Origin of the sequence: Bradyrhizobium sp. RD5-C2, from assembly GCF_019972155.1 — a bacterium.
Classification (GTDB): domain Bacteria; phylum Pseudomonadota; class Alphaproteobacteria; order Rhizobiales; family Xanthobacteraceae; genus Bradyrhizobium.
The window spans coordinates 221,342-244,542 of sequence record NZ_BOVL01000021.1 but is presented as its reverse complement, the minus strand read 5'-3'; the positions used below and the strand labels follow the sequence as shown (position 1 = coordinate 244,542).

General features: G+C 65.6%; 17 protein-coding genes and 1 riboswitch. Of the genes, 10 read left to right on the top strand and 7 right to left on the bottom strand.

Going from position 1 to position 23,201, the window contains the following annotated elements; all coding sequences use genetic code 11:
- The 3 genes from BraRD5C2_RS28390 to metG form a co-directional block, all read right to left on the bottom strand.
- Positions 1-2,882, bottom strand: a 2,882-nt coding sequence (locus BraRD5C2_RS28390; RefSeq protein WP_223974311.1) for an EAL domain-containing protein, incomplete at its 3' end; no start/stop codon positions are given.
- A 120-nt stretch (positions 2,883-3,002) separates the two neighbouring features.
- Positions 3,003-4,001: an NAD(P)H-quinone oxidoreductase gene (locus BraRD5C2_RS28385; RefSeq protein ID WP_223974309.1), complete on the bottom strand. Its 999-nt coding sequence runs from the start codon at positions 3,999-4,001 to the stop codon at positions 3,003-3,005.
- Positions 4,002-4,070: 69 nt separating this feature from the next.
- On the bottom strand, positions 4,071-5,750 hold the full coding sequence (metG, locus tag BraRD5C2_RS28380; protein ID WP_223974307.1) for a methionine--tRNA ligase: 1,680 nt from the start codon (positions 5,748-5,750) through the stop codon (positions 4,071-4,073).
- A gap of 261 nt (positions 5,751-6,011) precedes the next feature.
- Between metG and BraRD5C2_RS28375 the strand changes: the two genes are divergently transcribed.
- The gene (locus BraRD5C2_RS28375; protein WP_223974305.1) at positions 6,012-6,203 is read left to right on the top strand and encodes a DUF1192 domain-containing protein; all 192 of its coding nucleotides are present in this window, start codon (positions 6,012-6,014) and stop codon (positions 6,201-6,203) included.
- A 519-nt stretch (positions 6,204-6,722) separates the two neighbouring features.
- The gene (gene rcdA, locus BraRD5C2_RS28370; protein WP_092123179.1) at positions 6,723-7,235 is read left to right on the top strand and encodes a protease adaptor protein RcdA; all 513 of its coding nucleotides are present in this window, start codon (positions 6,723-6,725) and stop codon (positions 7,233-7,235) included.
- 16 nt (positions 7,236-7,251) lie between these two features.
- On the opposite strand, the gene pdxR is transcribed toward rcdA, so the two are convergent.
- Positions 7,252-8,772 (bottom strand): MocR-like pyridoxine biosynthesis transcription factor PdxR, encoded by a 1,521-nt coding sequence (gene pdxR / locus BraRD5C2_RS28365; protein ID WP_223974304.1) that lies wholly within the window; start codon positions 8,770-8,772, stop codon positions 7,252-7,254.
- An 86-nt stretch (positions 8,773-8,858) separates the two neighbouring features.
- On the opposite strand from pdxR, the gene BraRD5C2_RS28360 reads away from it, so the two are divergent.
- Both BraRD5C2_RS28360 and BraRD5C2_RS28355 read left to right on the top strand, forming a co-directional pair.
- Positions 8,859-9,485, top strand: coding sequence for an FMN-binding negative transcriptional regulator (locus tag BraRD5C2_RS28360; protein WP_223974435.1), 627 nt, complete (start codon positions 8,859-8,861; stop codon positions 9,483-9,485).
- Between the two features lie 14 nt (positions 9,486-9,499).
- Positions 9,500-10,117 carry a LysE family translocator gene (locus tag BraRD5C2_RS28355; RefSeq protein WP_223974301.1) on the top strand — a complete coding sequence of 206 codons (618 nt, stop codon included), beginning with the start codon at positions 9,500-9,502 and terminating at the stop codon, positions 10,115-10,117.
- A 325-nt stretch (positions 10,118-10,442) separates the two neighbouring features.
- Here the strand turns inward: BraRD5C2_RS28355 and rpmE are convergent, their stop codons facing one another.
- The gene (gene rpmE, locus BraRD5C2_RS28350; RefSeq protein WP_223974299.1) at positions 10,443-10,670 is read right to left on the bottom strand and encodes a 50S ribosomal protein L31; all 228 of its coding nucleotides are present in this window, start codon (positions 10,668-10,670) and stop codon (positions 10,443-10,445) included.
- A gap of 193 nt (positions 10,671-10,863) precedes the next feature.
- Here rpmE and BraRD5C2_RS28345 point away from each other — a divergent pair, with 193 nt between their 5' ends.
- From BraRD5C2_RS28345 to BraRD5C2_RS28320, 6 genes are all read left to right on the top strand, one after another.
- A complete protein-coding gene (locus BraRD5C2_RS28345; RefSeq protein WP_223974297.1) occupies positions 10,864-12,720 on the top strand; it encodes an ABC transporter ATP-binding protein/permease in 1,857 nt (618 codons plus the stop codon).
- A 130-nt stretch (positions 12,721-12,850) separates the two neighbouring features.
- Entirely contained in the window at positions 12,851-13,246 is a 396-nt protein-coding gene (locus BraRD5C2_RS28340) for a hypothetical protein (protein ID WP_223974295.1), read from the top strand.
- A 207-nt stretch (positions 13,247-13,453) separates the two neighbouring features.
- Positions 13,454-14,944, top strand: coding sequence for an amidohydrolase family protein (locus BraRD5C2_RS28335; protein WP_223974293.1), 1,491 nt, complete (start codon positions 13,454-13,456; stop codon positions 14,942-14,944).
- Position 14,945: 1 nt separating this feature from the next.
- On the top strand, positions 14,946-15,875 hold the full coding sequence (locus tag BraRD5C2_RS28330) for a CobW family GTP-binding protein (RefSeq protein ID WP_223974291.1): 930 nt from the start codon (positions 14,946-14,948) through the stop codon (positions 15,873-15,875).
- A gap of 250 nt (positions 15,876-16,125) precedes the next feature.
- Positions 16,126-16,322, top strand: a riboswitch (cobalamin riboswitch).
- 106 nt (positions 16,323-16,428) lie between these two features.
- Positions 16,429-18,714 (top strand): TonB-dependent receptor, encoded by a 2,286-nt coding sequence (locus tag BraRD5C2_RS28325; protein WP_223974290.1) that lies wholly within the window; start codon positions 16,429-16,431, stop codon positions 18,712-18,714.
- A 2-nt stretch (positions 18,715-18,716) separates the two neighbouring features.
- Positions 18,717-20,222, top strand: coding sequence for a PepSY domain-containing protein (locus tag BraRD5C2_RS28320; RefSeq protein WP_223974289.1), 1,506 nt, complete (start codon positions 18,717-18,719; stop codon positions 20,220-20,222).
- On the opposite strand, the gene BraRD5C2_RS28315 is transcribed toward BraRD5C2_RS28320, so the two are convergent.
- Both BraRD5C2_RS28315 and gspD read right to left on the bottom strand, forming a co-directional pair.
- Positions 20,215-20,688, bottom strand: coding sequence for a tetratricopeptide repeat protein (locus BraRD5C2_RS28315; protein WP_223974288.1), 474 nt, complete (start codon positions 20,686-20,688; stop codon positions 20,215-20,217). The genes BraRD5C2_RS28320 and BraRD5C2_RS28315 overlap by 8 nt on opposite strands.
- A 76-nt stretch (positions 20,689-20,764) precedes the next feature.
- Positions 20,765-23,143, bottom strand: a complete 2,379-nt coding sequence (gene gspD, locus BraRD5C2_RS28310) for a type II secretion system secretin GspD (protein WP_223974287.1) — start codon at positions 23,141-23,143, stop codon at positions 20,765-20,767.
- Positions 23,144-23,201 lie beyond the last annotated feature (58 nt).

Below are 23,201 nucleotides of genomic sequence, written 5' to 3'. Positions count from 1 at the left end.
CCGCGCTGGCCCGCGCCTCCCAGCCGTTCCTCGGTGAGCAGGCGCGTCGCGGCATCCGCATCCATCGGCTCGCCGAAGGCGAAGCCTTGCGCGTATTCGCAGCCGAGCTGGTAGAGCTCGACGGCGTCCGAATCCGTTTCGGCGCCTTCCGCGACCACTTCCATGCCGAGATCGTGCGCCAGCGCGATGATCGATTTCAGGATCACCGGGCGGGTGCCGCGGCTGGTGGTGCGGACGAACGACTGGTCGATCTTGATGGTGTCGAACGGGAAGCGCTGCAGATAGGACAGCGAGGAATGGCCGGTGCCGAAATCGTCGAGCGACAGCCCGGTGCCGAGCTCGCGGATCCGCGCCAGCATCTGGGCGGCGTGCTCCGGGTTCTCCATGACCAGCGATTCCGTCAGCTCCAGCTTCAGCGTGCCGCGCGCCACCGAGGAGCGCGACAGCACGGTGCGGATATCGTGGATCAGATCGTGGCGCAGCAATTGCCGCGACGACACGTTGACCGACGCGAAGATCGGCTCACGCGCCCGCATCGCGCGCTGCCACACCGCGAGCTGGCGCGCGGTCTGGTCCATCACGAACATGCCGAGATCGACGATCAGGCCGGTTTCCTCGGCGACGTTGATGAACTCCGACGGCGACATCCGGCCGAGCTTTGGATGGTCCCAGCGCACCAGCGCCTCGAAGCCCGCGATCGCGCGATCTTCCAGCCGCACGATCGGCTGGTACAGGATCGTGAGCTCCTGGCGCTCGATGGCGCGGCGCAGGTCGCTCTCGAGCGTCAGGCGGTCGGTCTTCCGCGCCCGCATCGCCGGCTTGTAGACGTCGATGCGGTCGCCGCCGATCCGCTTCGAATGATACATCGCAAGCTCGGCGTCCTTGATGATCTCGTCGGTGAGCGGCGCCGCCGGATCGGACAGCGCAAGGCCGATCGAGGCGGTCAGGAAGATCTCGCGGTCGTTGAACGCGATCGGGGCGCGGATGGTCTTGCGGATGGTCTCGGCGAAATTGGTGATCCGCGCCGGGTCCTGCTCCGACAGCAGGATCAGGCCGAACTGGTCGCCGGCCATGCGGGCCAGCGTGTCCTGCGGCTTGAGGATGCGGGTCAGCCGGCGCGCCAGCGTCAGCAGGATGCTGTCGCCGACTGCGATGCCGACGGAATCGTTGACCTGCTTGAAGCGGTCGAGGTCGATCACCATCAAGGTCGGCCGCAGGTTCGGCATCGTCTTGGCGAGGTTTGCCACCGCGCCGAGGCGGTCCATGAACAGCCGGCGGTTCGGCAGCCCGGTCAGATTGTCATGCACCGAGTCGTGCAGCATCCGCTCTTCGGAGTTCTTGAACTCGGTGACGTCGGTCAGGGTGCCGACCACGCGCGAGACCTCGCCGTCGGAGCCGACCACCGGCCGCGCCTTCAGCGCGAACCACATGAAATGGCCGTCGGGCGTGCGCAGCCGGAAATCCTGCACCAGGCGGCCGCGGCGCTGGTCGAGCACGCTGTCGAGCGCGGCGCGGAAGCGGTCCTGGTCGAGCGGGTGCAGCACTTCGAGCCATTTCGCCGCCGGGCCTTCCAGCGTGCCGCGCTTCAGGCCGAGCAGCGCCTCGGTCTCGGGGCTGGTGAACACCTTGTCGGCGGACACGTCCCAGTCCCAGATCAGGTCGCCGGAGCCGGTCAGCGCCAGAGCGCGGCGCTCGACGTCGGAGACGACACCGGTGGTGGCGCCGCCGCCGGCGAAAGCGTGCTGCATCACTGTAAATCCGATCAGCATCACGATCAGCACCAGGCCGCCGAGCAGCGCGGGGCCGACGATGTCATTGGTGACGGAACCGGCGACCGTCATGCCGGCCGCGACCACCCAGACTACCAGCAGGAACCAAGTCGGGATCAACAGCACCGCGCGGTCGAAGCCGTGGGTCGAGAGATAGACGATCAGTGCGAAGCCGGCGAACGCGATCATCACCAGCGACATGCGCGCGATGCCGGAGGCGACCGCGGGATCGAACAGCGCCAGCGCCACCAGCGAGCCGAGGAAGACGAGCCAGCCGATCGTGATGTGCGAATAGCGGACGTGCCAGCGACTGAGATTGAGGTAGGCGAACAGGAACACCAGCAATGTCGCCGCGAGGATCGCCTCGCCCGCCGCGCGCCAGACGCGCTCGGCGTTGTTCGACATGTCGAGCACCTTGCCCCAGAAGCCGAAGTCGACGCCGATATAGACCAGCACCGCCCAGGCCAGCGCCGCCGCGGCGGGGAACATGATGCTGCCCTTGACCACAAACAAGATCGTGAGCACGAGCGCGAGCAGGCCCGAGATGCCGATCACGATGCCCTGGTACAGCGTGAACGAGTTGACCTTGTCCTTGTAGGCGTCGGGTTCCCACAGATAGAGCTGCGGCAGCTTGTCGGTGCGCAGTTCCGCGACATAGGTGACGACGGCGCCGGGATCGAGGGTGATGCGGAACACGTCGGCGGTCGGGCTCTCCTGCCGCTCGGGACGATCGCCGACCGACGGCGTGATGGTCGCGATACGCGACAGGCCGAGGTCGGGCCACAACAGGCCTGATGACACGATGCGATAGTGCGGCGCGACGATCAGGCGGTCGAGCTGGTCGTCGGTGTTGTTGGCGAGCGCGAACACCACCCAGTTCTGGCCGCCTTCGCGGGCGCGAACTTCGATGCGGCGCACGATGCCGTCGGTTCCGGGTGCGGTGGAGACCTGGATGCGGTCGGCTTCGCTGCGCTGATGGTCGAGAACCGCGGTGAGGTCGATCGCCGGCGCATCGCTGCGCACGCTGACCGCGTCGATCGCATACGCGTCAGGCGCAGCGGCAAACATCATGAGGCCCAGCGCCAGCAGCGCAAGGCACCTGATCAGACGCAATGTCAGTACTCCGCGATCGACAAACTGCCCGGGCCCGGCGACCGGCCCGGAGGTGGCGCGATAAATGACACGAAAGCGAAGGGAATCAAAGGGTTTCCGCCCCTGCTTCCGCTGCGAGAGTTAAACCACCAACACAATTTTGCCAATATGTTCGCTGGTCTCCATGCGGCGGTGCGCATCGGCGGCCTTTTCCAGCGGGAATGTGCTGTCCATCAGCGGTTTGACGCGACCTTCGCGCAACAACGGCAGCACCTTTGCCTCGATCGCCGCGACCATCGCCGCCTTGTCCGCATTACTACGGGGGCGCAGGGTCGAGCCGGTGTGGTGCAGCCGCTTCACCATCAGCTTGGCGAAATTGGCTGTGGCCTTCGGTGTTCCCGACAGGAACGCGATCTGGACGATGCGGCCCTCGACCGCAGCGGCGTCATAGTTCCGGTCGATATAGTCGCCGCCCACCATGTCGAGGATGACATCGGCGCCGTTGCCGCCGGTGGCCTGCTTCACGGCCTCGACGAAATCCTCGGTCTTGTAGTTGACCGCGCGATCGGCGCCGAGCTTGAGGCAGGCGTCGGCTTTGTCCTGCGAGCCGACGGTGACGATCACCTTGGCGCCGAACGCCTTGGCGAGCTGGATCGCCATCGTGCCGATGCCCGACGAGCCGCCGTGGATCAGCAGCGTCTCGCCGGCCTTGAGCGCGCCGCGCTCGAACACGTTGTGCCACACGGTCATCAGGGTTTCCGGAATGGCGCCGGCTTCCTGCATCGACAACGATGGCGGCACGGTCATCGCCTGCGCGTCCTGCGCGATGCAATATTGCGCGTAGCCGCCGCCGGCGACCAGCGACATCACCTTGTCGCCGATCTTGTGCTTGGCGCCTTCGCCGAGCGCGACCACTTCGCCGGCGATCTCGAGGCCGGGCAGGTCGCTCGCGCCTGGCGGCGGCGGATAGGAGCCGGAGCGCTGCGCGACGTCAGGGCGATTGACGCCGGCGGCCGCGACCTTGACCAGGATTTCGCCGGGACCCGGCACCGGCAGCGCGCGGGTCTCCGGCACCAGCACTTCCGGGCCACCTGGCTTGCTGATGGCAACGACGGTCATTTGCGCGGGCAGGTTTGGCATGGTTTGTCCCTGGTCAGTGAAGAGGATTGGCTGGTGGCATACCGCCTTTTGCAACGAAGCGAAACGCCATTAAGTCCCGAACCGCCTGGTCAGATGGTCGGCTTTTTCGGGACTGATTTTCTCGACCAGCGGGCCGAGCCTTGCGACCGGCGTACCGTCGCCTTGATCCAGTAGCGGGATGAGTGGGCCATTGGGCCAGGACGGGATCACATCGTCGCGACCGAGCGCGCCAAGCACGCGCGCCGCGAGATCAGGCACGATGCTCCACGCCAGCGTAGCGCAGAGCGCGACAAGATTGAGGCCCGTGCGGGTGATGATCGCCGCGCGTGCCGGATCGGACTTGATCGCCGTCCATGGCGCGGTGTGTTGCAGGTAGGCGTTCGCGGTGTCCCAGATCGCGCGAGTTGTTGCCGCAGCGGCGCGAAACTCCAGCGCGGTGTGATGGCGGTGCAGCGCTGCGATGCGCTGCTCCAGATCGAGCGCGAGTTGCCGCTCGGCCTCACCGGGTACACCACCATCCGGGGTTCGACCGTCGAAGGCGCGGTGCGCAAAGCTGATGATGCGGTTGGCAAGATTGCCGAAGATATCGGCGAGATCCTTGTTCACATCGGCAACGAATCTCGCGACGCTGAAATCGGTGTCGGCGCTTTCGGGCGCGTTGGCGATCAGCCACCAGCGCCAGAGATCAGCCGGCAATTCCTCCAGCGCCGCGTCGGTGAAGATGCCGCGCTTCCGGCTGGTCGAGAACTTGCCGCCCTCGTAGTTGAGCCAGTGGAATCCCTTGATCACATCGGCGGTCTTCCACGGCTCGCCGGAGCCGATCAGCGTCGCCGGAAAGCTCACGGTGTGGAACGGGATGTTGTCCTTGCCGAGAAACTGGATGTAGCTGACATCATTGGCCTGCCACCACCATTGCCGCCAGTTGCGGCCGGGCGCGGCGTCGGCCCATTCCTGTGTCGCTGCGATGTAGCCGATCGGCGCATCGAACCAGACGTAGAACACCTTGCCGTCAAAATCCTCGCGCGGGACTGCGATGCCCCAGGCGAGATCGCGCGTGATGCAGCGGTCGCGCAGCTCGGCATTGAGCCAGCTCGTCGCGGTCGACACCACGAAGGGCGGCCAGCCAGAGCGGCTATCAATCCAGGCGCCGATGCCGTCGACCAACTGCGACTGGCGCAGGAACAGATGACGGCTGTCGCGGATCTCGAGCGCGTGGTCGCCTGATAGCGCCGAGCGCGGATCAATGAGGTCCGGCGGGTCAAGCAGCGTGCCGCAATGGTCGCATTGATCGCCGCGCGCGCTGGGATCGCCGCAATGCGGGCAGGTGCCGAGCACGTAGCGATCGGGCAGGAAGCGCCGGTCGGCCGGCGACCATACCTGCCGCGAGGTGTGCGCCTCGATCAGCCCGGCTGCGTCGAGCCGGCGATAGAAGTGCTGCGTCAGCGCGTGATTGTGCGGCGCGCTGGTGCGCCCGAAATGATCGAAGGACAGACCGAAGCGCCGGTAGATGTCGGCCTGGACCGCGTGCTGCGCGTCGCAGAACGCCCGGACGTCCTGCCCGGCCTCGATCGCGCCGAGCTCGGCCGGCGTGCCGTGCTCGTCGGTTGCGCAGATGAAGAGCACGTCGCAGCCGGTCTGCCGCCGGAAGCGGGCATGGACGTCGGCGGGCAGCAGCGAGCCGATCAGATTGCCGAGATGCTTGACGCCGTTCACGTAAGGAAGGGCGCTGGTGATGAGAATTTTGGTCATGGGTTAGGGTCTTTCGCGTTCGGTGATGCCGACCCCAGATCCGAAAAATCAAAAGCCCTCCCGCGTGATCGGAAGGGCTTGGGGTCGGCTCATGCCTGGCGCGCAGGCGCGCTATCCCGTCCGGTCAGACTCCTTGCGGTCGGGCCGGGGCATTCGCGTCAGATGTTGCGCGCACACGAAAGTCACTGCAAAATTCTCCTGCACGAGGACATTTACCAGCTCTGGACGCCAAGCGCCAGATCATCATCGCGGGGAGGACACATGCCGATTGAGGATGAGGACCGGCCGCGGAAGAAGATCACCCACGAGATCGGACAGGATCTCTCGCTGCTGTCGGTCGAGGAATTGACCGAGCGCATCGCGCTGCTCACGACCGAAGTCGATCGCCTGAAAGAGGCGATGACGAAGAAGCGCGCGTCGAAGGACGCCGCGAACGCGTTCTTCAAGTCGTAGGTCTTCGACATCAGACCACGTCGTCCCGGACAAGCGAGCAAGGCGAGCGCGATCCGGGACCCATAACCACCGCTGTTCATCGTCGCGTACGGCTGGGGCCACAGCTGCGCGCAACGTGGGGGTTGGTGGTTATGGGTCCCGGCCCCGTGCGCAATTGCGCACTAGGCCGGGACGACTCATGGGAAGCAACGCGGACCTGTCCCAAACTAGGTCAATGGCCGACATGGCAAACAAAGCCTGAAGAAATCCGTTCATTTACGATCGGTTAAGCTTTCTCGATTATGACTGGATCGTCCTCGTTTGGACACCGAGTGGCTCCTGTCCACTCTGTTTGACGCCTCCCTGTTATCAACTTCAAAAGCCGCCGGAAACGGCGGCTCTTTTTTGTGCGTCCTATCCGTTGGAAACCATAAATCCGGTTGCGGCTGGACTCTGCGGCGCGCCCGCGCAATGATTTGTTCATCATAAGCTGGCGCGTCAGATGCCAGCGGGCGTTACGATGGTGTGAGGGCGTTAACCATGGCGGATCGTTCCCAGAACGAAGCCGGGCTTGTGCTGTTCAGTGAACGGCTGACCAATTCTGCGGCATTCGGCGTGCTGTTCCGGGAAGGCATGGACCTGGTCGAGCAGACCGCCGCCTATCTCGACGGCGACGGACGTGCCGAGGCCAAGGCGCTGGAACGCTCCGTCAGCCTGACCTATGCCACCGAGAGCATGCGCCTGACCACACGGCTGATGCAGCTTGCGTCGTGGCTGCTGCTGCATCGCGCGGTCAAGGAAGGCGAGATGACGCTGACCCAGGCCAATCGCGAGAAGACCAAGGTGAAACTGTCGGCCGCCGATCCCGGGCCGGTCGACATGGTGACCAAGCTGCCGGAGCAATTGCAGCAGCTGATCGCCCGCTCGATGGATCTGCAGGCGCGCGTCCGCCGCCTCGACACCACGATCCATGCGCCGGCGCCGGATCGCTCGTCGATCGGCAACCCGCTGGTGCCGCAGCTCAACCGGCTCAAGGCCGCGTTCGAGCAGTAAGATACGAACAGTCAGCTCAGTGTGAAGCCTCAGTGCGGCGTGGCTTGGCCCGCCGCTGTGACGTGTGCTGATCGATCACGCGTCGCAGCCGTATCGCGGCTGCTTCCAGCTCCTCCGGTTCGAAGCCGCCGAAGCCGAGCATCAGGCCGGGCCGGGCCGCTGCGTGGTACATCGGTGAAATCGGCCGCACGACGATGCCGTCGGCGAGCGCGGCCTTCGCCAGTTGCACATCATCGAAGCCTTGCGGCATCCACAGCAACAGATGCATGCCCTGGTCGCTTGGCTGCAGCGTGAAATCATCAGGCATGTGTCGCGCGAGCGCCGCGATCAGTGTCGCGCGCCGCGCGGCGTAGACGCCGCGAATCCGCCTGATATGCGCTTCGAATAGCCCCTCGCGCATATAGGCCGCCAGCACATGCTGGTCGGCGGTCGGTGAATGCCGATCGAGCAGCGCCCGCGCGCCGGCGAAGGCGTCGATCAGCGGCAGAGGCGCCACGACGTAGCCGAGCCGCAGCGAGGGAAACAGCACCTTGCTCAGCGTGCCCAGATAAATCACCCGCGACGGCGCGAGGCCTTGCATCGACGGGAACGGATGACCCGCATAGCGCAGCTCGCTGTCATAATCGTCCTCGACGATCCACGCATTGCTTCGCTGCGCCCACGCCACCAGCGCGTTGCGGCGGGCCATGCTCAAGGGCATGCCGAGTGGATATTGATGCGAGGGCGTCACGAAAGCTGCCCGCGCATCCGGACACGCGGCAACCGCCGCATCGACGTCGACGCCCTGTGCATCGACGGCAACACGCGTGGTGACGAGATCGAGATCGTCGAGCACCGCCGTCATGCCGGGATAGGCCGGATCCTCAGTCCACACCCGATCGCCCGCCGACAGCAGCACGCGGCCGGCGAGGTAGAGGCCCTGCTGCGTGCCGGCCGTGATCACGACCTGCTCGGGCTCGCAATGCACCGCGCGGGATTTGCGCACGTAGTCGGCGATCGCCTGCCGCAGCTCCATCAGGCCGCGCGGATCGCCGTAGCTCGAAGGCGCCGCCGCGCGCGACGCGCGCACGCGGTTGCCGAGGCGGCGCCAATTGTCATCAGGAGCGACCGCGCCTCCCGGGACTGCAATCGCAAACGGGACTTCCGGCATCGGCGTGAAAGCCGCCACCACCTTGGCAAGCCGCATCGCGCGCGGCGGCAACGCGATCGGCGCTGATTTGTTCGGGCTGCGACCAGCCGGCGAGCGGGGCGGCCGTGCTTGCTCCGCAAGCGTCGGCGCCACGCGGGTGCCGGCGCCGACCTGCGATTCCAGATAGCCCTCGGCCTGCAACTGCTCGAAGGCTTCCGTCACCGTGCCGCGCGCAATGCCGAGCGAAGCCGACAGCGCGCGGGTCGACGGCAGATATTCGCCGGCCTTCAGCTCGCCATTGGCGATGGCGGCGCGCAGGGCCCGCGCGATCTGCCGTCCCACCTGCCCGGCGGTGCGATCGACCGTCCGCAGCGAGGGGATGCTGGTGGTGGCGCGCAGGCGGGGCATAGTGGACCAGTCATTGTGATCGAAAGTGGCTCTTATCATAGGCCACTTCAGCGCTATCGTGTGAGCAACAATTGATGAGGTCTGCAATGTACCTGCCGCCGCATTTCAAGATGGATGAACTCGGCCCGATCCACGCCGCGATGCGGGCCTCGAAGCTCGCGACACTGGTCACCGCAACCGCGGACGGGCTGATCGGAACGCCACTGCCGTTGATCCTCAGTGAAAGCGAAGGCGATTACGGCACGCTGTACGGTCACGTCGCGCGGCCCAATCCGCAGTGGAAGTTGCCCGCGGTCGGCGAGGCGATGGCGATCTTCATGGGACCTGACGCCTATGTGACGCCGTCCTGGTATGTGACCAAGGCCGAGCACGGCAAGGTGGTGCCGACCTGGAACTACCTCGCCGTCCACGCCTATGGGTCGGCCGAGTTCTTCGAGGATGCGGACCGGCTGCTCGATGTCGTGACGCGACTGACCCGGTTGCACGAGAGTACGCGCAAGGAAGTCTGGCAGGTCAGCGATGCGCCCGATGATTTTATCAAGGCGCAGCTGCGCGGCATCGTCGGCTTCCGGATGCCGATCACCCGGATCGACGCCAAGAAGAAGATGAGCCAGAACCGCAAGCTCGAGGATCGCACCGGTGTCATCGCGGGCCTTGGCGCCAGCGACAATCCCGTCGACCGCGAGGTCGCGGCGATGATTCCGGCGAACTGAGGCGAAAGCCACCGATGGAATTGTACCTCGCCTTCGCGGTCACAACCACGACCTTCGCGCTGATCCCGGGTCCGGCCATGCTCTACGCCGCGGCCCGCACCCTCGCAGGCGGCCGGCGTGCGGGGCTGATGGCCTCGCTCGGCCTGCATCTTGGCGGCTACGTTCATGTCGTCGCCGCGGCCGCCGGCCTCGCGCTGCTGTTTCATGCGGTGCCGCCGCTTTTCATGGCGATGAAGCTTGCCGGTGCGGCCTATCTGATCTGGCTCGGTCTGTCGCTGTTTCGCGATCGTGACAGTGCCAAGCGTCCCGTGCTGGCGCCGCTTACCCCGGAGCGCGCCTTCGCGCAAAGCATCGTCGTCGAGCTGCTCAATCCGAAGACCGCGATCTTCTTCCTGGCGTTCCTGCCGCAGTTCGTCGATGCGTCGGCCAGCCTGCCGGTCTGGGCCCAGCTGTTTTTGCTCGGCACGACAGTCAATTTGACGTTCTCGGCGGTCGATATCGTCTGCGTGTTCTTTGCCAGCGCCGTGATGGCGAAGCTGCAGCGCTCGCGCAGGTCGCAGCGGCTCATGCAGCGGATCGGCGGCAGCATCCTGGTCGCGCTCGGCGCGCGGCTCGCCTTTGGGGATCGCTAGGGTCACGGCGATCTAACTGGCAGTGCCCGCCTCGCGCGCGTGTTTGCGCAGGACGACGATTGAGGTGTACGCGTCGCCACACACTCAATGTCGTCCTGGCGAAGGCCAGGACCTATTACCCCAATCCTCAATTGTTGCGCGCGCTGGGGCCGCGATGCCGTTCATCACCGAATGCGGTGGTTATGGGTCCTGGCCTTCGCCAGGACGACGCATGGAGAGAGCCGCGCGCTCGTCTGTCCGGCCGATCCGGAGCAGCCCGAAAACAAAAACGCCCCCGAAACAGGGGCGTTTTGCGTGTGAACGCAGGGGTAATCCCGAAGCGGACTTAGTCCTTCTTGAGGAAGCCCGAAAACTTCTTCTGGAAGCGCGAGACACGACCGCCGCGGTCCATCAGCTGCTGGCTGCCGCCGGTCCAGGCCGGGTGCGACTTGGGGTCGATGTCGAGGTTCAGCGTGTCGCCTTCCTTGCCCCAGGTGGAGCGGGTCAGGTACTCGGTGCCGTCGGTCATGACGACCTTAATCGTATGATAATTCGGATGAATATCGGCTTTCATGGCAGTTCCTTCGGCGCGCCAGCGCCCGTCTCAAGATGTATTGGATACGGGATTTGGGCGGCTCTATAACCCATGGTGCCGCCCAAAACAAGCCAAGAAAGGGCTTAAGCCCATCACCGGATTGGGACTTTACCGGATTTGCCAGCCGGGGGTCCGGGGGCCTATGTGGGGGGCAATAGAACCGGTCTAGATAATGAGTGTAGCCGAACAGCTTGAGACCCCCCGCGGCGCCCCCGAGCCGCCGCGCGACGCGTTGCTCGATGAGGAGGCCTTCATCGAGAGCCAGATCATGGAGCCGGCGAAGAGCCGTGCCCGCTTGCGGCCTTTGCTTGCGCTCGCGCCCTATGTGGCGCGCTACAAGGGACGCGCGATCCTCGCGCTGATCTCGCTGACGATCGCGGCGATCACCACGCTGATCGTGCCGGTCGCGGTGCGGCGGATGATCGACCTCGGCTTCACGCCCGAAGGCATCGCGATGATCAACAGCTATTTCAGCGTGATGATCGCGGTCGTTGCCGTGCTCGCCTGTGCCAGCGCCTCGCGCTACTACCTCGTGATGACGATCGGTGAACGCATCGTCGCCGATCTCCGGCGCGACGTGTTCGCGCATTTGATTTCGCTCTCGCCTTCGTTCTTTGATTCCGCACGGTCAGGCGAATTGGTGTCGCGGCTCACCGCCGACACCACGCAGATCAAGTCCGCGGTCGGCGCCTCGGTGTCGATTGCGCTGCGGAATCTGATGCTGTTCTTCGGCGCCGCCACAATGATGGTGATCACGAGCCCGCGGCTCTCGGGCTTCGTGCTGCTCGCGATTCCGATGATCGTGATTCCGCTGGTCGCGTTCGGTCGCTGGGTGCGGCGGCTTTCGCGCAACGCCCAGGACACGCTGGCCGATGCCAGCGCCTATGCGAGCGAACTGGTCAATGCGATCCGCACCGTGCAGGCCTATACCGGTGAGCGGCTCGCCCGGACGCGCTTTGCCAGCGAGGTCGAGCAGGCCTATGAGGCCGCGCGCAGCTCGACCAAGGCGCGTGCGGTGCTGACGCTGATCGTCATCTTCATCGTGTTCGCCAGCGTCGTCGTAATTTTGTGGGTCGGCTCGCACGACGTGCTGATCGGCGCCATCAGCCCGGGCCGGCTCGGCCAGTTCATTCTCTACACGGCCTTCGCCGCGAGCGGCCTCGGCCAGCTCAGCGAGGTCTGGGGCGAGGTCTCGGCCGCATCGGGCGCCGCCGAACGGCTGTTCGAGATCTTGCGCGTCAGGCCGCAGATCGCAGCTCCCGCTTCGCCGCGCGCACTGCCGCAGCCTGCGCGCGGCGATGTCGGTTTCGACAATGTCAGCTTCGCCTATCCGACCCGGCCCAATGCGCTGGCGGTCGACGGCGTGTCGCTGAAGGTCGGCTCGGGCGAGAAGGTCGCGATCGTCGGCCCGTCCGGCGCCGGCAAGAGCACGCTGTTCCATTTGCTGCTGCGCTTCTACGATCCGAAATCGGGCATCATCTCGCTCGACGGCGTGCCGATTCGGCAGGCCGATCCGGCCGAGGTGCGCGCGCGGGTCGCGCTGGTGCCGCAGGATTCCGTGGTGTTCGCCGCGAGCGCCCGCGACAACATCCGGTTCGGCCGGCCCGACGCCACCGATGCCGAGGTCGAGCGCGCCGCCGACCTCGCCCATGCCACCGAATTCCTGCGCCGGCTGCCTGAAGGCTTCGACGCCCAGCTCGGCGAGCGCGGCGTAACGCTGTCCGGCGGTCAGCGCCAGCGCATCGCGATCGCGCGCGCGATCCTGCGCGATGCGCCGTTGCTGCTGCTCGACGAGGCCACCTCGGCGCTCGATGCCGAGAGCGAGACGCTGGTGCAGACCGCGCTGGAGGAATTGATGCGTCATCGCACCACACTCGTGATCGCGCATCGCCTGGCCACCGTGCTGTCCTGCGACCGCATCCTTGTGATGGACCAGGGCCGGATCGTCGAGCAGGGCACCCACGCCGAGCTGGTGGCGGCCAACGGCCTCTACGCGCGGCTGGCGCGGCTGCAATTCGAGGGGATTTGAGCGAATTCGGACTCCGTGCGCTCCGCCTATGCGATTCCTATGCGATCGCGCGCGCGCTCCCCTCGAAAACCTATTCCCGCGCAACGATAGTCGCGCCGCGCCATGGATCGGCGCGCGGGGTATTCGATCGATGCGCAGCGACGGAGCGACCGAACCGCAGGGCAGGCTGCTCTGCGCCTGGCAACTCGCCGTGCTGCGCTTCGCGGTGACGCGCGATAACACCGACCGGATGCAAGTGCTCGCAATGGCTGGAGAGCTCGATCGGTCGGGCGGCGCGGCCGATGGCACGTTCCACTTCTTCCGCCGGACGACCTCGGACCTGTGCGTTGCCATCACCGGCAACGATGCGGATGCCGAGGCCATTGTCCGACGTTTCGAGGCGCAAATTGAAAATCCCCGACTGCGTCGCGCGTTCGAGGCGGCCATCGCGAAGGACCGGACCCCGCCGACGATCGTCTCCAGCCGAACCAGGCCGAGTCGCGATCTCTGGAGGGGGCTGGCGCCGCGACGCGCCACCGCAAGGTAGAGACCTAGCTACAATCATCCCGATCGACGCCGCCTTCTCGCATCGCGCGAGGGACGATTGCACTACACCATGCTGTAACGATCTCGATCGGGCGTTGCGATGGATGCGATGCATTTTTGTCTCTTGGCCTCGCTGAGGTCCGGTCGTAAGCCTTAGCAAAAGCGGCCGGCCGGGACCGCGGTGTCGGACAATGCGGGGAGTGGCGAGATGGGTGGTTTGGTGATCAGCGGCGGCCGGGTGGTGGATCCGGCCAGCGGGATGGACGCGATCGGCGACGTCGCCGTTGTCGACGGCAAGATCGCCGCGGTCGGCACCGGGCTTGGCGGCGCGGAGCGGCAGATCGATGCCACCGGACTCGTGGTGGCGCCCGGCTTCATCGACCTGCACGCGCACGGCCAGACCATACCGGCCGATCGCATGCAGGCGTTCGACGGGGTGACCACGTCGCTCGACCTCGAGGCCGGCGTGCTGCCGGTGGCATCTTGGTACAAGCGCCAGGCCGAGAAGGGGCGGGTGCTGAACTACGGCGCCGCGGCCAACTGGGCGTTCGCGCGGATCGGCGCGATGACCGGCTCGAATTCGGAAAGCTCGCTGGAATCGTTCGGCGCCGCGATGCGCGATCGCCGCTGGATCGAGAACGTGGCGACCGAGAGCGAGGTCGGCGGCATTCTGGCGCGCCTTGCCAACGCTCTGAATGAGGGTGGCATCGGCATCGGTATTCTCAACGCCTACGCGCCTGGCGCCGGCGTGCAGGAATTGACTGCGGTGTGCCAGCTCGCGGCCGATCATGCGGTGCCGACCTTTACCCATGTCGCCTACATGTCCCGCATCGATCCCGAGAGCGCGGCCGAGGCCTATATCCGCCTGATCGGCTATGCCGGCGCGACCGGCGCGCACATGCACATCTGTCACTTCAACTCGTCGAGCAAGACGGACATCGAGCGCTGTGTGGCGCTGATCGCCAAGGCGCAGGCGCAGGGCCTGCCGATCACGGTGGAGGCCTATCCCTACGGCACCGGCTCGACCGTGCTGGCGGCGACCTTCTTCAGCGATCCCAAGTTCGAGGAGCGCAACGGCCTCGGCTATGATTCGGTGCAGCGCGTGACCGACGGTCACCGCTTCGGCAGCCGCGAGGAGTTGCTGGCCGCGCAGGCCGCGGAACCCTCGACGCTGGTGCTGTGGCATGTGCTCGATATCGAGAACAATCAGCATCATCGCGACCTGCTCGACATGGCGGTGCTGTATCCGGGTGGTGCGATCGCGTCCGACGCGATGCCGTGGACGCTGTCGGATGGCCGCCCCTATACCGGCGACGCCTGGCCGCTGCCTGACGATGCCACCTCGCATCCGCGTTCAGCCGGCTGCTTCACCCGCTTCATCCGCGAATGGGTGCGCGAGCGTCGGAAGGTGTCGCTGCTCGAGGGCATCCGCAAATGCGCGCTGATCCCGGCGGAAATCCTGTCCGCGAGCACGCCGGCGATGCGTGCCAAGGGCAGGCTGCAGGCGGGCGCCGACGCTGACGTCGTGGTGTTCGACTTCGAGACGCTGAGCGATCGCGCGACCTTCTCCGCGATGAACCGCCCGGCGGAAGGCGTGCAGCATCTCGTGGTCAGCGGCCAGCCGCTGATCAACGATGGGGTGCTTGACGTCGCCGCACGGCCGGGCCGGCCGGTGCGCCGGCCGGTCACTGGGGGCTGAGATGCCGGTCCCGATCCTGCTGGTCGCGGGTTTTCTCGGGGCGGGCAAGACCACGGTCGTCAACCATCTGCTGGCGCATGCGCAAGGGCGGCGCATCGCTGCCGTGGTCAATGATTTCGGCGCGATCAACATCGACGCGGAGCTGATCGCCGGCGCCAGCGATGGCGTGGTCAGCCTCAGCAATGGCTGCATCTGCTGCACGCTGGAAGGCGATCTGCTGCGCACGCTCGCAACCCTGCTGCGGCGTGATCCGCGTCCCGAATTCATCGTGATCGAGACCAGCGGGATCGCCGATCCCGCCGACATCGTGCGCAACCTGATGGATCCCGTGATCTGGAAGGAGGCGCCGCTGGAGACCGTGCTGTGCGTGGTCGACGCGACACAGCCGGCGGCGATGCTGAACGATGCGCTGCTGCGGTCGCAGTTGCGGGCGGCCGATGTGGTGGCGCTGAGCAAGGTCGATCTGGCCGATGCAGCCGCGTGCACAGCGATCCGCGATGCGGTGCGGGCGGTGCGTCCGGCGGCCGTGGTGGTCGATGCGCCGCATGGCGAGGTGCCGGCCGCGCTGCTGTTTCCGGCCGACCTCGATCAGTTGCCGGCGCCGCGCGAGACCGCGCCGCGACGGCCGGTATCCGACCGGTTCGAAACGCTGAGCTGGACGTCGGAGCGGAAGGTAGCGCTGCCGCGCTTGCAGCAGGCGATCGGCAGACTGGCGCCGAAGCTGGCGCGTGCGAAGGGATTGTTCGAGACGGTGGAGCAGCCCGGCCGGCTGACGGTATTTCAACTCGCCGGCGGACGCGCGACGCTGGCTGCCGGCGGCGTGCCGGTACCCGGCGTGCCGCGCACGCGAATCGTGTTCATCGCCGAGATGGGCGCGCTGTCGCGGGCCGAGATCGATGAGGTGATGCAGGGATGCGTCGAAGCAGAGTGATGTGAAGGTTCTCCGTCATCCTGAGGAGCCGCGAAGCGGCGTCTCGAAGGATCGACGGCCACCAGCCGGGCCGTGCATCCTTCGAGACGCGCGTGCCGCGCTCCTCCAGCGACAAAGGCAAAGCCTTTGCGCGGGGATGACGGGTTACCGCTCCGCGTCAGCCGCAGATGCCGCTGTGTCATCGCCGCAGCACCGCCGCGCAAAGCATGCGTGCGACAATCGCGTCGAATTGACAGCCCATCCCGCACCACCTATCGTTTCTCTCGACGGTTCCCTTCGGGGATCAAAAGGGAATGCGGTGCGAGGGTAACCCCAATGCCGCAGCTGTCCCCGCAACTGTAAACGGCGAGCCTTTCGTCAATTTGCCACTGGGCCTTTCAGGCCCGGGAAGGCGTCGACAGGCGATGACCCGTGAGCCAGGAGACCTGCCGTCAGTCGTGGTCACACGCGAGCACATCGGGCGGGGGCGTCCTGGTGGGATCGGAGCATTGCCTTTCGGGCACTGCGCCAGTCCGCGTTCGCGGTGACGTGCCACGTTACCGCGAGTCTTTTCATGTCTCCGTCCTCTCCCGCTGCGCGCAAATGGCGCCTCGGTCTCGTTTGCTCCCTGTCATCGCTACTGCTGCCGGCTGAAAGCTCGGCACAAACAGCTCCACCCACGACGCTCGATCCGATCGAGGTCGCACCCTCGACATCCTCAAGGCCCAAGCCCGCGGCGCGAAGCAGCAATACCGCCGCTGCATCGCGGTCACGCGCCAGACCCGCAACGGCGGCAACCGCCGGCGCGCCTCGCGCCGCGGCGTCAGGCGCATCGGGATCGGCATCGCCGACGCTCAACGCCACCACGCCAGGAGGCACCGGCAGCCGTCTCAATTTGACGCCGCTGCAGACGCCGGCCAGCGTAGAGATCATCACGGCGCAGACCATCGCCGAACGCGGCCAGCATAATGTGCTCGACGCCGTCACCCAGAATGCGGCCGGGTTCATTGCAACGCCGGCCCCCGGCAATGGCGGCCTGTCGTTCAGCACCCGCGGTTTTGCCGGAAGCAACTCGGTAATGACATTGTATGACGGCACGCGCTTCTATATCGGCTCCGGCACCCTGACGTTCCCCTACGACACCTGGTCGACGCAGCGCATCGAGGTGCTGCGCGGTCCGGCCTCCGTGCTGTATGGCGAAGGCGCGATCGGCGGCGTCATCAACGTCGTTCCGAAAAAGCCGCAGGGCACGCCCTACAACGAGGCCGAGGTCTCGCTCGACAGCAACCTGACGCGACGGCTTTCGGTCGACAGCACCGGTCCGATCAATCCCAATGTGTCGTACCGCATCAACGCCACCGGCAACATGTCGGACGGCTGGGTCGATCGCGACAAGACCTCGAATGCAGTGGTCTCCGCCGCCGTGCGCGTGCAGGCATCGGAAAATCTCGCCTTTACGCTCTCCGAAGACTATGGCGACCGCAGTCCGTCGCGCTATTTCGGCACGCCGCTGATCAACGGCCAGATCCAGGACGCGCTGCGTTTCAAGAACTACAACGCATCGGACAGCGCGATCCGCTACCAGGACAGCTGGACCCAGTTCAAGACCGAGTGGGATGTCGCCGACGGCATCAAGGTCAACAACACGCTGTATTATCTGACCAGCGCGCGGCACTGGCGCGATATCGAAAACTACACTTTCAACCCCAAGACGCAGCTGATCGATCGCACGAGCTATCTTGAGATATTCCACGATCAGAAGCAGGCCGGCAACCGCATGGATGCGACCTTCAGCGGCCACATCTTCGGCCTCGAGAACCGGTTCGTGACCGGTTTCGACGTCAATCACATCGAGTTCTTCCATACCAACAACTCAAGCGTTCCGTCCATTCCCACGAACTCCTCGGTCGCTCCCTATGTGTTTGATCCCGGGTCGTTCTTTGTGACCAAGTCTCCGACCACGCCGGGCTTCAATGCAAACGTCAATCAATACGCGCTGTTCGTCGAAGATCGGCTATCGCTGACCGATCAGTTGTCGCTCGTCACTGGCGTCAGGTACGATCGCCCTGAGGTCGACCGTACTGACTACAAGACACCGACGAACAGCTTCGAAACCACGCTGTCGGGCACGAGCTGGCGCGCCGGCATCGTGTATGAGCCGATCAAGAACCTCGCGTTCTATGGCCAGTATGCGGTCGGCGTCGATCCGGTCGGCAACATCATCTCGCTGGCGGCCTCGCAAAAGACCTTCCAGCTTTCCACCGGCAAGCAGACCGAGTTCGGCGTTAAGCAGTCATTCCTGGGCGGCCGCGGCGAGTGGACGCTGGCCGGCTATCAGATCGTCAAGAACAATCTGCTTATTGCCGATCCCAACGCTCCCACCGGTCCGGCGCTGCAGGTCGGTCAGCAATCATCCCGCGGGGTCGAGGCATCCGTCGGGCTGGCGCTGAATGATGGCTGGCGCATTGACACCAATGTCGCGCTGCTGCAGGCCAAATACGACAACAACAGCCAGTTGGTGAGCGGCAAGCTCGTCAGCTATGCCGGCAATGTCCCAATCAACGTGCCGCAAAAGGTCGCCAACGTCTGGCTGACCTGGGACTTCGCGCCGAACTGGTCGGTCTATGGCGGCGTGCAAATGGTCGGTGCGATGTACTCAGACCTTGCCAACACCCAGTTGCGGCCGGGCTACAATGTGGTCAATGGCGGCATCAGGTGGAAGCCGGATGACCGCACCACGGTCGCGTTCCGGGTCTACAATTTGTTCGACAAGGTCTACGCGGTGACTTCGAACGGCACGGGACAGTGGCTGCTGGGCATGCCGCGCACCGCCGAACTGTCCGTCAACGTGAAGTTCTGACCATGCGCAAAGCTCTGATCCGGCGAGCGCGGCGATGGCTCTATGTCGTCCATCGCTGGATCGGCATTGCGACGTGTCTGTTCTTCGCGATGTGGTTCACCTCCGGTCTCGTCATGATGTACGTGGCCTTTCCGCGCCTCACTGACAGCGAGCGCCTGTCCGCGCTCCCCGTCACTCTCTGGAACAAGGTGCAGGTCGCTCCCGATCGCGCCATGGCGATCGCGGGCGCGGAGCATTATCCGCGCGATCTACGGCTCTCGATGATGGACGACGTTCCGGTCTATCGCGTGACCGGCTGGAAGGGCGGCGCCGTCACCATCTCGGCGATCGACGGCAGCGTGATCGACCGGATCGCGCCCGACCAGGCGCTTGCCATTGCCCGGCATCACCCGCGCGCCGTGCAGCCGCAATTGCTCGATACGGTGACGCGCGACCAATGGTCGGTCACCGCACGCTTCGATCCGTTGCGGCCGCTCTATTTGATCGGTCTAGGCGACGCTGATGGCACCGAGCTCTATGTCTCCTCGCGCAGCGGCGAGATCGCGCTCGACACCACGCGGCAGGAACGGGTCTGGAACTGGCTCGGCTCGATCCCGCACTGGATCTATCCGACCGTGTTGCGCAAGGACGGCCCGCTTTGGCGGGACGTGGTGCTGTGGATCTCGGGTGTGTGTCTGGTCGTCGCGGTCACCGGCTTCTGGATCGGCATTCTCCGCCTGCACCTGACGCGCCGCTATGCTGATGGCGCCGTCTCGCCCTATCGCGGCTGGATGGCCTGGCATCACATCGCTGGCCTGATCGGCGGCATCTTCATCTTCACCTGGATGTTCAGCGGCTGGCTGTCGCTCAATCCCGGCGGCGCGTTCTCCGGCCGTGGCGTTATGCGCGAGATCGCAGCCGGATACAGCGGTCACGACACACCCGATATCGTTGCCGGCTTCCGGGCAGCGCCATCCGCGCAGGCCGTGGAAGCGCGCTACGTCTGGATCGGCGGCCGCCCCCTGGTGATGCTCGACGACAGCAATGGCCGTCGAAGTCTTGCCGATCCCGTGACCGGCGCGCCCGTGACACTCTCGCAGGACGAGATCGTCGCGGCCGCCCGGCGCGCGATGCCCGGAGCAGCGCTGATATCGGTGCGACAACTCGACGAGCCGGACGCCTACTGGTACACGCTGCACCATGCGCGTGAGCTTCCGGTGCTGCGGATCGCCTTCGACGATCCCGCCCACACCTGGCTGCACATCTCTCCGGTCAGCGCCGAGATCCTCGACCGCAGCGATGACAGCCGCCGGTCCTACCGCTGGCTGTTCAACGCGCTGCACAGTCTGGACTTCCCGCTGCTGCTGCGCATCTCGCCGGCGCGCGACGTCGTGGTCTGGCTGCTGTCGGCGGTCGGCACGATCGTCTCGATCAGCGGTATCGTGATCGGCTGGCGCCGGCTCCGGCGGCGGAAGGTGCAGAGGGGACACGCGCCTCCCAGCTTGAAGCCGGCGCGGGAAGCTACTTGACCGTCAGATGCACGTCCGTTGCCTGCCGGTCGGGGACCCATTCCAATGCAAACCGCTGGCCGGCGATGATCTCATAGGTCGAGAGCTTGGATGCGACCGCATCGCGGAAGCGGAGATAGGCATCGCGCTGTCGCCCGCCGGTGCGGGCCGCCGCCAGATTGAGCCATTTGTAGGCCAGCAAGAAATCGGTCGGAACGCCGTGGCCCTTGTCGTAGCTCAAGCCCAGCATGGCTTGTGCGAACGGGTCGCCCTGCATGGCGCCGCGATAGTAGAGATCGGCGGCGGCCGCGTAGGCCTGCGGTACGCCGAAGCCGTGCTCATACATGAAGCCGAGCATGCCGAGGGCTCTTGCGTTGCCGCGATCGGCGGCCGGCGAGAGCTCGTGAAATGCCCTGACATAGTCGCCGCGATGGAATGCGGCCGTTCCGCGCGCAAGACTGTCGGCGCTCGCGACCGATGCGGTCATCGCCCAGGCCACGACCGCAAGCGAAGCGAAAAGGTTTGTCCGAAGCGCGCGCGTGAGGAGCATCGTGTCGCCCTGCTCAATGGAAGCTGGTGGTGATCGGCGCATTGGTCGTCGTCGTGGCGATGCTGCCGCGCAGTTTCGAACGAAGCTCCTCGGCCACAATCTGGGCGTCGGAACCGTTGCGGATGATCTGCGGGCGAATGAAGATGATCAGCTCGGTGCGTTGGGTCGCGTTGCTCTGATGCCCGAAGGCGTCGCCGAGGCCGGGAATCTGGTCAAGCACCGGAAGGGCATTGCGGTTGCCGCTCTGCTGTTCGCTGATCAGGCCCGCCAGCAGCACGGTCTGGCCGTTGGCGACCGCGATCTGGCTCTTGACCCTCCGCTCCGATACCGTCGGGGTCAGGCTGTTCGCGCTGGTCTGCGGAACGTTGCTGATCTCCTGCTCGACATCGAGCCGCACGGTGCCGTTCACGCTGACGCGCGGCGAGACCCGCAGGATGATGCCGGTGTTGCGATAGTCGATGGTGTTGACCACCGTGTTGCTTCCGGTCAGCACCGTCGCGCTGCCGGTCGACACCGGGACGACGTCACCGACCTGCAAGGTCGCGACCTGGTTGTTGATCACGACCAGCGACGGATTGGAGAGCACCTTGACGCTGGTGACGGCATGCAGCGCATCCAGGATCAGGCTCGGCTGCGTCTCCGATCCGATCAGGAAGTTGAAGCCCGGGAAGGCGCGGTTGATGAAGGCATTGGTGACCGAGCCTGCGACGGAGGCGACCCCGGTGGTCGCGTCCGTGGTGGTCGCGGGGGCCGTGGTGGCCTGGGTGCCAGTGAACGAGCCCATGTTCGGCTTCAGGCCGAGGTTCCTGCTGGTGAGATAGGTTTGCACACCATAGGACAAAGTGTTGTTGAGCGTGACCTCGGCGATCGTCGCATCGATCGCGACCTGGAGCTGCGGCTCGTCGATCTGCTGCAGCGTCGACTCGATGATGCGGTAGTTGGCCTGGTCGGCATAGATCAGCAGATTGTTGTTCACGACATCGGGCGTGATCCGTACGTCCTGCATGACGGGCTGGCCGTTGCCCGAGCCCGAGCCAGCGCCGCGTCCGGCATCCAGCGCGGCATTGTTGCCCTGGCCCTGATTTTGATTGTTCGCTTGCCCGCCGGCGCCAAATCCCTGGCCGAGGCCCTGGCCGGCTGCGCCTGTCCCTGACGTGCCGCGCGAGGCAAAGCTGCCCGAGTTCGAGCCCGAGTTGCCGTTCGCCGACAGACGGTCGGCGACGCTTGACGTCGACGAGGTGCCGGAGCCGGGCGCGAGCTGGCTGTCGGCGCTGTCGAGCAGATTGCCGGACGATCCGCCGAGGAACATGTCGGTCAGAACCCGCGCGATCTGGCGCGCGTCGCCGTATTTGACGCGGTAGACATGGACCGAGGTGCGCGCGGTGTCGTTGCGGTCGAGGCGCTTGATCCAGGTCGCTGCCGTGTGCAGCATGTCCGGCTTCTTGGTCACCACCAGCACCGCGTTGAGGCGTGCGATCGGCATGAACTTGATGACGTTCTGGCTGAGGCCGTTCTCGCCGGAATCGACGATCTTCTCGAGCTCCGCAATGACGGGTGCGGGCGAGCCGCTCGAGATCGGGAAGATGCCGACCGATTGGCCGCGCATCCAGTCGACGTCGAAGCTGAGCACGGTGTCGACCGCGGTGCGGCGCTCGGCGCCGGTGCCCTGGATCAGAAGCAGATTGCGCGTCGTGTCGGCGCGGATCGAGCCCGCCCGGGTGGCGAAGCTGTCGGTCAGCTTCAGCAGGGTCTGGGCCGACACATATTGCAGGGGGACCACCGAGATTCCGAATCCGGGTTCGGGATTGGCCGCCGCTGAATCGACGCGGCCGCCGCCGACGGCGTCGCCGAGCGGGGTCAGGCGATAGCCCGCGGTATCCTTCAACAGCACCACGCCGCTCAGGCGAAGCGCGTTTTCAAGCACGAAGACCATGTCGGATTTCGGCACCGGGCGGACCGACACCAGGCTCACCGTGCCCTGCACCCGCGGGTCGATGGTGTATCCGACATGCAGGATGTCGCCGAGCACGACCTTGGCGACGGTTGCAACCGGCGTGCTCTCGAAATTCAGATCGAAGCCATTGCCGCTCGACGCCGGCTGTGGCCGCGCGTCGGCGACCCCAGTCACGTCGCTTCCCTCATACATCGCGGCGCGGACGCTGCCGCTCTGGCTGCCGCCCGCTGCCGCCAGCCCGCTCACGGGTTGCGGCTGGCGCGGCAAGAGATCGAGCGATCGCACCTTGTCGGTGACGTCGACCTGAGACGCGTCCACGCTCTCGCCAACCGTCGCGGAATTGCAGGACGCCAGCAACCCCAGTGACGTCAAGGCAAAAATGGCTGCCAGGCCGCCACGGATCGTCGGGCAGCGGCCCACTGTGCCTACGCGTTGCATGAAGGCCCTTCGCTCTGACTAACTGAAATTTCGACGGCGTGCGACGATCGGTCCTACC